Annotated in this window: 9 protein-coding genes; 4 read left to right on the forward strand and 5 right to left on the reverse strand. The window is 68.1% G+C overall.

All coding sequences use genetic code 11. From position 1 onward, the window contains the following. Positions 1–37 precede the first annotated feature (37 nt). Positions 38–493, reverse strand: coding sequence for a carboxymuconolactone decarboxylase family protein (locus tag ACTHL4_RS12785; RefSeq protein WP_440283148.1), 456 nt, complete (start codon positions 491–493; stop codon positions 38–40). Between the two features lie 69 nt (positions 494–562). Between ACTHL4_RS12785 and ACTHL4_RS12790 the strand changes: the two genes are divergently transcribed. After that, positions 563–1,453 carry a sigma-70 family RNA polymerase sigma factor gene (locus ACTHL4_RS12790; RefSeq protein ID WP_440283149.1) on the forward strand — a complete coding sequence of 297 codons (891 nt, stop codon included), beginning with the start codon at positions 563–565 and terminating at the stop codon, positions 1,451–1,453. 42 nt (positions 1,454–1,495) lie between these two features. Here the strand turns inward: ACTHL4_RS12790 and ACTHL4_RS12795 are convergent, their stop codons facing one another. Further along, positions 1,496–3,337 (reverse strand): HNH endonuclease signature motif containing protein, encoded by a 1,842-nt coding sequence (locus tag ACTHL4_RS12795; RefSeq protein ID WP_440283150.1) that lies wholly within the window; start codon positions 3,335–3,337, stop codon positions 1,496–1,498. A 153-nt stretch (positions 3,338–3,490) separates the two neighbouring features. Here ACTHL4_RS12795 and ACTHL4_RS12800 point away from each other — a divergent pair, with 153 nt between their 5' ends. Beyond that, entirely contained in the window at positions 3,491–4,129 is a 639-nt protein-coding gene (locus ACTHL4_RS12800; RefSeq protein WP_440283151.1) for a GNAT family N-acetyltransferase, read from the forward strand. Positions 4,130–4,217: 88 nt separating this feature from the next. Here the strand turns inward: ACTHL4_RS12800 and ACTHL4_RS12805 are convergent, their stop codons facing one another. Continuing rightward, positions 4,218–4,844: a class I SAM-dependent methyltransferase gene (locus ACTHL4_RS12805; protein WP_440283152.1), complete on the reverse strand. Its 627-nt coding sequence runs from the start codon at positions 4,842–4,844 to the stop codon at positions 4,218–4,220. 198 nt (positions 4,845–5,042) lie between these two features. On the opposite strand from ACTHL4_RS12805, the gene lon reads away from it, so the two are divergent. Further along, complete coding sequence (gene lon / locus ACTHL4_RS12810) at positions 5,043–7,409, forward strand: endopeptidase La (protein WP_440283153.1); 2,367 nt, start codon at positions 5,043–5,045, stop codon at positions 7,407–7,409. A 47-nt stretch (positions 7,410–7,456) separates the two neighbouring features. Here lon and ACTHL4_RS12815 read toward each other — a convergent pair whose 3' ends face one another. Further along, the gene (locus tag ACTHL4_RS12815; RefSeq protein ID WP_440283154.1) at positions 7,457–8,515 is read right to left on the reverse strand and encodes a family 43 glycosylhydrolase; all 1,059 of its coding nucleotides are present in this window, start codon (positions 8,513–8,515) and stop codon (positions 7,457–7,459) included. Positions 8,516–8,651: 136 nt separating this feature from the next. On the opposite strand from ACTHL4_RS12815, the gene ACTHL4_RS12820 reads away from it, so the two are divergent. Further along, the gene (locus tag ACTHL4_RS12820; RefSeq protein WP_440283155.1) at positions 8,652–9,092 is read left to right on the forward strand and encodes a CoA-binding protein; all 441 of its coding nucleotides are present in this window, start codon (positions 8,652–8,654) and stop codon (positions 9,090–9,092) included. Here the strand turns inward: ACTHL4_RS12820 and ACTHL4_RS12825 are convergent. After that, the coding region (locus tag ACTHL4_RS12825; protein ID WP_440283156.1) for a hypothetical protein at positions 9,052–9,762 on the reverse strand (711 nt) is incomplete at its 5' end. The genes ACTHL4_RS12820 and ACTHL4_RS12825 overlap by 41 nt on opposite strands.

Consider the following 9,762-nt stretch of genomic DNA (forward strand, 5'->3'; position numbering starts at 1 on the left):
CGGGGCAAGCCTGCCATGGCACGGTGTCGGACGGCGATCAGCGGGTGCCGGCCACCTGGCGCGTGGTGACGTTGATCCGGTTGAAGAGATTGGTGGTCGCGATCCAGGTCACCAATGCCGCGAGCGCCGTCTCGTCGTAGTGGTCGGCGACCTCGTCCCAGACCGCGTCCGGGACGGGGTCGAGGCTGTCCGCGATGCGGGTCATGTGCTCGGCGAGCAGCAGAGCGGCGCGCTCGTCGTCGGTGAAGTACGGCGCATCCCGCCACCCGGCGAGCGAGATCAGCCGCTCGTCGCTCTCCCCGGCCTTCTTGGCCGACTCGAGGCCGTACTGCAGGCACCACGAGCAGCCGTTGATCTGGCTGACGCGCAGGTGCACGAGTTCGAGCGTCGCCTCCGGCACGCCCGCTCCTCGCACGGCGGCGACGAGTGCGTAGATGCCCTTGATCCCGGACGGGTCGAGCAGCTGCGCGGGGTTGGTCATACGGGGTTCCATCGTGCGGTCTCCTTGTGTTCATCGGTTGAATCACAGCGGGTGACGGATGGCGCACGCAGAATGTGACACGTGAGCGATGACGAATTTCTGGCGCACGAGTTCGACACCCATCGGACGCGGCTGCGCGCAGTGGCCTACCGCGTGCTCGGGACGTATGGCGATGCGGATGACGCGGTGCAGGAGGCATGGCTGCGGCTGGCCGGCGTCGACCGGGACAGCATCGACAACTTGGGCGGCTGGCTGACGACGGTGGTGTCGCGGATCTGCCTGGACATGCTGCGGTCCCGGCGTACGCGCGCCGAGGATGAGCTGGACAGCGATGATGCGCCGCTGGCAGCGGTCATGGAGGAGCCGGAGTTCGTTGCTGTCCATGACGATTCGGTCACCAACGCGTTGCTCGTGGTGCTCGATCGACTCGGTCCGGCAGAGCGTCTGGCGTTCGTGTTGCACGACCTCTTCGGTGTGCCGTTCGAGCAGATCGCCGCGGTCATCGAGCGCGCACCCGATGCGACTCGGCAGTTGGCGTCGCGTGCCCGGCGCCGCGTGCGCGAGGCGGACGTGTCGAGTGCGCGCAAACAGCAGCGCAGTGCGGTGTCGGCCTTCCTGCGGGCGTCGCGCAGCGGTGACCTGGCCGGGCTGCTCACGGTGCTCGATCCGCAGATCGAGTTGCGCGCGGACCGGGTGGCGGTGGCTGCGGCGGCGGCCGCACCCGGTGGCGCACCGGAGATCGACAGTTCACTGCACGGTGTGCACGCCGTCGCGGCCGCCTTCCAGGGCCGGGCCGCCGGCGCCGAACTGGCCCTGATCGACGGGGTGATCGGCGCCGTCTACGCGCCCGACGGACGCGTCCTGTCGACCATCGCGGCACGGGTGCGCGATGGCCACATCGTCCGCTTCGACGTGTGTGCCGACCAGGAGACCATCGCGTTGATGCGGATCGAGATCCTCGGCCGACCGTGAGCCGGCCGCATGCCGCGAGGTGTGGGGTCCGAACCTCGTCGGTCAGTCGGCCGGATGCGTCACGTACTGCCGACCTGACGGACTCGTCCAGGTGCAGACGCCATCGGGTGTCATCGACACCTTCCAGCCGCCCTCGTGTTTCGCGCGATGATGGTGCCGACAGAGGCATTGGAGATTCCAGGCCGCGGTCGGACCCTCGGGATATCGGTCGACATGGTCGACGTCGTCGAGCCGGGCCGGGCGGGTGCACCCGGGGAAGCGGCAGTGCTCATCTCGTGTCACCACGAACCGCCGCAGCCGCGCGCCGGGTCGGTAGGCCTCGTCGGCGGTCTCGATCGTCGCTCCGGTCTGCATGTCGACGAGCGCACGCGTCACCTTGGTGCCGAGGGTGCGACACATCTCGGCCAGCACGCCCGCCGGTATGACGCCCAGCCCTTCGACGACCGTGTCGGTCAGTCGGTAGGTGTCGGAAGCTTCGTTCGGTAATCGTGGCCGATCGAACTTGTCGGACGATTGCGTCGGCGGTGGTCGATCGGACCTCTTGTTGCGTCGACCCGGCGCAGGTCGCACAGCGTCGACGGGGCGTCGACCCGGCGGGCATCCCGGTGAAGATGATGCGTCGGATCCCATTGATCTCTCACGAATTTCGACGCCCCTTGCGGATCGGACTCTGGTCAGACGGCTCGAACCGACCGCTGCCGCGGCCGTCGGGCCGGTGTTGCACGGCACGCCGCCTCGGAGTTGCACACCGCGCGCGTCCAGCTTCGCGAGTCCGTCGAGCCCCTCCTGCACCGCCTGGCGCAGCAACTGCTCGAGCTGTGGCTCGACGAATGACGCAGGCGGCCACTCGGGACGGCAGGCGAACCCGCCCGACGAAAAGCCACCGAACCGCTCCATGCCGGCACCGCACGTTGCGGTCCAGCGGTTGGTGGAGCAATGGTCTTCACGCGGGTCGGTCGCGGCGCTGCCCGCGGTCGGCCTGTGCGCTTCTCCGTCGGCGCCTGCCGGGATCACCGGAACGTGCACGACGCAGGTCGTGTTGACAGAGACCTTCCCGAGCACGAGGTCGACGAACGCGTCCACCCGGCAGTCGTCGAGGGACTTACCGGTAGTGGTGTCGCGGTGCAGGTGCCGCGCGAGCTCGTTGACGCCGGCCATGACCCGCATCGCGTCCTCGCTGGGCAGGACGGCGCGGAACACACTCAGCCCCGGCTCGTGATGCGGGAACACCTGGACGCCCTTGGCATCGGCCCGCCGCGTGGCGGCAGCCTTGTCGGCGTCGGCCGGTGCTGCTTGGGCGAGCAGTCGCCGCGAGCGTCGGATCAGCTTGGTCGACGTCGCCGAAACCACGTCATCCGCATCGCCGAACGTCGCGAGCAACTCGTCCTCGACCTTTTCGGCGACCTTCGAGGAGGCACCGCACAGAGTGTCGCCGACGCCGACGAGCTTGCGCGGATCGAGCGCGCCGCGCGCTGTCAGATCGAACAGGCGCGGCGTGCGGCGTATGGCGTCCACCGACTCGGTCAGCCGCGTCGTCGCCTGACGGTCGGACCAGCCGAGCCGGGTGCCGATCTCCGAGGGCAGCCACTCGTCGGCATATGAACCGACGGCATGCCGCACCTCACGCGGCGGTCCGTCGCTCGACACGACCTCCTCGATCGCGGCGACCTGCGCCAGTCGTGCCGATTGCGCTGCCCACATCGAGTTCTGCACCTGCTGGCAGGCAACGGCCTGGTCAATCAGACCCTCACGGGAGGTGTCCGCCGTGCCGGATCGCACCCTGTTCGCCGCTTCTCGCGCGAGGGCGTGTGCGGTCGCGAGCAGCGCGTCGACCGATGCATCGGCGACGGCCCCACCGGTGACCAGAAGCGGCTGATTCGACATACTCGATAATAACTGTGTTCGAATCGAGTCGCAAGATGGAAAGGCGGAAATTTTCTTTGTTTTCAGGAGTTATGGTCGATCTTCCTGCTCACACAAACTGGCTGTCATCGGATACGTGGTGACCGACACCCACTGTTCTGCGAAGCTTGCCGAATGACCGCACATTGGCCATTTGACGAACTCGCCCTCAACGGCCCGGAGCTCTTGCTCCGTCCGGTGCGCGATGCCGACCTGACGCACTTCATCGCGATCTTCCCGGACGACTTCGACCTCGACCCGCGCTTCCCGCCGCTGATCGGGTTGCCGGCGCAGCAGGACCGCGAGCGCCAGCTCGCGCAGAGCGTCTGGCGACATCGCGGGTGCTGGTCGATCGATGAGTGGGCACTCGACTTCGGCGTATGGCGCAACGGCGAACCGGTCGGCATACAGACCCTCGAGGGGACAAGGTTTTCGACCGACCGCAGGGTCGACACCGCGTCGTGGATCGCGAAACCGGTCCGCGGCAATGGATTCGGCATACATGCACGCGAGGCGGTGCTGGCGTTCGCCTTCGGACATCTGGGCGCGCGTCAGGCGATCACGTCGGCTGTTGTGACCAACCAAGCGTCTCTCGGAGTGAGCCGGCATCTCGGCTACCGGGACGACGGCATTCGGCCGCACGACAGCGGTGACGGCGTCGTCGACCTGCAGCACCTGACGCTGAGTCGCGACGACTGGGCGGCGGGCGACATGCGGATCCCGTTCGACGTCAACGGGTTCGACGATTGCCGGCCGTTCTTCGCGCGGGGCTGAAACGCTCGTCGTATGACGACAGACCGAAGAGCGCGCCGAAGGCCTACCTCCAGGGTGCACACTGCGAACGCCTGACGCGCATCGCCGATCAGTTCGGCTGAACCGGTTCGCGCTCGAACTCCCCCACCCACCGGTCGCCGCCGCGCATCGCGATGCGTCGCATCCGGGTCAATCGCACATCAGACGTTGCCAGCCGACGCACTTCCGACTCCTCCAGCAGCCATGGCGGCCCCGACGGATCGTCATCACGCGGACAGCGAGCAATGACAAGGACTGTCCCGCCCGGCGCGCAGAGAGCGGCGACCCCCTCCGCCGCGCGCCCGTGCAGCCGAGGAGGCATGCTCTGCAACGTCGTGCATTCGACGACCAGGTCGAAAGCGCCGGTCAACGACGACGGCAACGACAACAGATCGGCCTGCCGGTACTCGACCGCCGACGCCGGGTGACGTCGACGGGCCGCCTCCACCGCCGTCGGCGACACGTCGAACCCGGTCACGTCGAAGCCGTATGACGCCACCAACTCGGCATCGTCGCCGTACGCGCAGCCGATGACGACGGCACGTCCGAGCTCACTGCACACCGCGAACCGCTCCGCCATCCACTCGACGAGGTATGGCGTCGGCTCCCCGTGATCCCACGGGATCGTCGAGAAGCCGGCCTCGGCTCCGGCATACAACTTCTCGTACCAACTCGAGGATCCGGGATCGACAGCCATCCGGACATCGTTCCCCACGGGCCGGCGGAACGTGCGCCGCAGCGCACCTGTTGCTCGTCCCGACACAGCGCGAAGCACGGGGAACAAAACCGATCGCCACAGCCTTGAGCCAATAAGACTCAACTTCGCTGCGGCACGACTCGTCCACCGGCACCGCCGACGAACCCGCTCGTGTCGCCATACGACTCCAGGAGAGCGATGACCCGAACAACCGAGCTGCCGGTGCTCTTTCTGCACGACCAGGTGGCCCTGCCCGGCATGACCCTGCCGATCGAGCTGGACGACGAAGCGCGCGCGGCCGTCGACGCCGCCCGGGCCGCAGGCAGCGAGCAGCTGCTGCTCGCCCCGCGCATCGACGACAACTACCCCACGATCGGCGCCGTGGCGACGATCGAGCAGGTGGGCCGGATGCCGAGCGGCGAACCCGCCGCGGTGCTGCGCGCCACCGACCGCGCCCGCATCGGTCGCGGCGTGGCCGGACCCGGCGCCGCCCTCTGGGTGGAGGCCGAGGTGATCGCGTCTGCCGAACCGACCGAGCGCACTCGCGAGCTCGCCACCGACTACAAGCGACTCGTGATCGCCACCCTCAAGCGCCGCAACGCGTGGCAGGTCATCGACCACGTCGAGTCGACGACCGATGCCCACGCACTGGCCGACCTGGCCGGCTGGGCCTCTTACCTCTCGCCGCAGCAACGCATCGAGCTGCTCGAACAGACCGACGTCGACAAGCGACTCGAAGTCCTCATCAAGTGGACCGGCGATCACCTTGCCGAGCAAGAGGTTTCGGACAAGATCGCCAGCGACGTCCGCGACGGCATGGACAAGAGCCAGCGCGAGTTCCTGTTGCGCCAGCAGCTGGAGGCGATCCGCAAGGAACTCGGTGAGAGCGAACCCGAGGGCGCCGATGACTACCGCTCCCGGGTGGAGGCGGCCGACCTGCCGGATGACGTGCGGGAGGCTGCGCTGCGCGAGGTGGGCAAGCTGGAGCGTTCCAGCGAGCAGAGCCCGGAAGGCGGCTGGATCCGCACCTGGCTGGACACGGTGCTCGAACTCCCTTGGCAACACACGACGTCCGATCGCACCGACATCACCGCTGCCCGCGAGGTGCTGGACGCCGATCACCACGGCCTGGAGGACGTGAAGGACCGCATCGTCGAATACCTCGCCGTCCGCGGACGCCGCGCAGAACGCGGGCTGGAGGTCGTGGGTGGACGCGGCTCCGGCGCGGTGCTCGCTCTCGTCGGGCCGCCCGGCGTCGGCAAGACGTCGCTCGGCGAGAGCGTGGCACGGGCCCTGGACCGATCCTTCGTGCGCGTCGCCCTCGGCGGTGTGCGTGACGAGGCCGAGATCCGCGGGCACCGGCGCACGTATGTCGGGGCACTGCCCGGCCGGATCGTGCGCGCCATCAAGGAAGCCGGCTCGAGGAACCCGGTCGTACTCCTCGACGAGATCGACAAGGTGGGCTCCGACTTCCGCGGCGACCCGGCCGCCGCGCTGCTCGAGGTGCTCGACCCGGCGCAGAACCACACCTTCCGCGATCACTACCTCGAACTCGATCTCGACCTGTCCGACGTCGTCTTCATCGCCACCGCGAACACTCTCGAGACCATCCCCAGCGCACTGCTGGACCGGATGGAGTTGGTCGCCCTCGACGGCTACACCGAGGATGACAAGGTCGCCATCGCGTCGACGCACCTGCTGCCCCGACAGCTGGACCGCGCTGCGCTCACGGCGGATGACGTCACCATCGACGAAGCAGCACTGCGGGAGATGGCAGGCGAATACACGCGCGAAGCGGGTGTTCGGCAGATGGAGCGCATGCTCGGCAAGATCCTGCGCAAGGTCGCCACCCAGCTCGCCATGGACAAGGCGGAGGCGCCCGTGCGGGTCACCGTCGACGACCTGACGGACTACCTGGGCCGACCCCGGTTCACCCCGGAGTCAGCGGAACGAACCGCCGTGCCCGGTGTCGCCACCGGACTCGCGGTGACCGGCATGGGCGGCGACGTGCTGTTCATCGAAGCCGCCAAACCGGCGAGTGCGACACTGCAATCGGCTTCTGCCGACGGTGAATCCGGTCCGCGACTCACCCTCACCGGCCAACTCGGTGACGTGATGAAGGAGAGCGCACAGATCGCCCTCTCCTACCTGCGCGCCCACGGTGCCGAGCACGGTGTCGACGTCGCGGCACTCACCGGACCGATCCACCTGCACGTGCCCGCCGGTGCAACGCCCAAGGACGGCCCGTCCGCCGGTGTCACCATGGTCACCGCCCTGGCATCCTTGGCCACCGGCCGACCGGTCCGCAGCGATGTCGGTATGACGGGAGAAGTGACCCTGAACGGCCGTGTCCTGCCGATCGGTGGCGTGAAGCAGAAGCTGCTCGCGGCGCAGCGCGCAGGGTTGACAACGGTGTTCATCCCGCAGCGCAACGAACCGGATCTGGACGACGTGCCGGACGAGGTGAGGAACGCTCTCGACATACGACCGGTCAGCGATGTCGCGCAGATCCTCGAACTCGCCTTCGAGACGGCGTCGGCGGTGGACGCGCACAGCGCCGCCTGACGCACGCCTGGCCGGACGGGAGACGACTCCCGTCCGGCCTCGCCGCGTCACGACTTGCGCGCGTCCACTCCGGTCACCTTCGGCACACCGTTGGAGAACGCCAGCTCGCCGCTGTAGAGATAGAACGGGTGGGACTTCCCCGCACCACCGGGCCGTCCGGACCAGAAGATCCGGTACGCCTTCGCCTGCGGCGAGTAATAGACGTCGGCGTCCCCGCTACCGCAGGTGTTGGTGTTGGACGGGAAGCTCAGGCGATGGGACGTCGCCGGCCAGCCCCACAGGTGGGTCGACGTCCGGTATTCCGTGTGATAGCTGCACAGCGTGTAGCCGCCGAGCGACGTGAAGAGCGTGAAGGTGTTGCCGCGCTGCACCATCACCGGGTTCTCCTCGATGTTGTCCGGGCGCGTCGTGAGGATGTGACTGGTGCCGAAGATCTTGACCGACGACGCATTGCTGGCGGTCTGCACCCGGACCATCCGGATCGTCGAGTAGTAGTGGAAACCCGGCTGGCCCTTCGTGCCGACGCTGTGCTGCGTCTTGTACGTCACATACAGACCCCTCGACCCGTTGAACGTCAGGAAGCGTGGTGTCGCGTCGATCACCGAGTCGTTCGACGCAGCACCGGACATCACGTCGGGTGCGCCGTACCGCCCATTGATGCACGACAGCGGCGTCGAGGCCGGCGTGTAGGGACCGGTGGCTTTGGTCGCGAAGGCGACCCCGATGCAGCGCAGGTAGCTGGAGTCCTTGCGCTGGGCGGCATACGTGAGCATGTACTTCCCGGACGAGATCTTGATGGCCGATGGTGCCCAGACCGCGGGATGCGATGTCGAGGTCGACTGCTTGGACCAGACCGGGTCAGCGTTCAACGCGTGCCCGGCCTGCTTCCACGGCCCGTTGGCGTATGGCGCGGTGGCCACCTTCGCCCGCCATCCGGTGTAGAAGTTCACGAATTGTCCGCTGTCCCACAGGATGCCGGGATCTCCGACCGGGAAGCTCGAGACCGGTGTGCGGTATCCGGCGGCGTGCGCCGGCGTGGCGAGCACCACGGTGGTGGACGCTGCGGCGGCGACGGCGAGGGCGGCAGCTGTACGGCGAAACTTCATGGCGTTCTCCTGACGGCGAGAGTCTCCCGCTCCGATCACGAAAGCTAGGCACTCGCCCTGCGAATCGACTGCGACACACGGCCTGCGGTCGCAGCGGATTCGCAGCCGGCGACCACGGCAGGCATACCGTGGGCTCGTGAGCGAGCAGCACCAGTGGAGCAGGCCGTCCAGCCGGAAGATCCGTGATCTACTGCGGGCGGCGCACACCGTGGCCGTGGTCGGCGTCTCCGACAAGCCCACCCGACCGAGCCACGGCGTGGCGGCATACCTGCTCGAACACACCGACTACGAAGTGTGGTTCGTCAACCCACGGCTGACCACCCTGATGGGCCGGCCGGTGCACCCGAGCCTGGCCGACCTGCCCGCGGCACCGGACATCGTCGACGTCTTCCGCCGGCCGAGCGAGCTGCCCGCAGTGACCGACGACGCCATCGCCGCCGGTGCGGGCGCGTTGTGGACGCAGCTTGGTCTGTATGACGAAAGTGTGGCAGCCACAGCGTCATCCGCCGGCCTGACGGTCGTCATGGATCGTTGCCTCATGGTCGAACACCGGGCGCTGATCGGCCCGGCACGGTAGTTGCCGCGTCCCGGCGCGGATCCATCAGGTCGATGGTCTGCAGGATCCAGAAGGCCGCGAAGAGAGCGAGGATCCCGATCTCGAGTCCCAGCAGCGCGTAGGACCACGACCGCAGGGCGGCGAAGACCACGACCACGAGACCCATGCCACCGAGGACGACCCAGTACGCCCTGTCGAACCGTGTCCGGCTCGCCGCAGCCTGACGGGCTATCACCCGCACGCCCCAGTCGGTGTTCAGGGCGACCACGCCGGCGAACGGTACGAAGGTGAATGTCGCCGCCAGCGTGTGCGCATGGCGGGCGAACCCGTCACGGTCCACCGCCAGCCAGACGACGCCGACGAGCCACGCGAGCGCCACGGCCACCAGTCCGACGGCGCTCCAGGCGGATAGGCGCTCGCGCCGCCGGACCCGGCGGACGGCATACCCGAGCACCACCAGGTATCCGATGCCGAGCACCGTCAGGAACGTCGCCGCGTTGTTGGTGATGGCCACCACGTCCGGTGAGCGACCGCTCTCCGGCGTCGGCACGAAGGCCACCATCGGAGCGCTGATGCCCGCGAGGTTGAGGCACACGTCCTCGGCGTCGGTGAAGCCCCGCAGTGCGACCAGGCACACGCCCACCGCGACCAGCACGCCGATGAACACCGGGCCCGCCGGCGTGTAGTAGTA

This window comes from Flexivirga sp., from assembly GCF_051955415.1.
Lineage (GTDB): Bacteria > Actinomycetota > Actinomycetes > Actinomycetales > Dermatophilaceae > Flexivirga.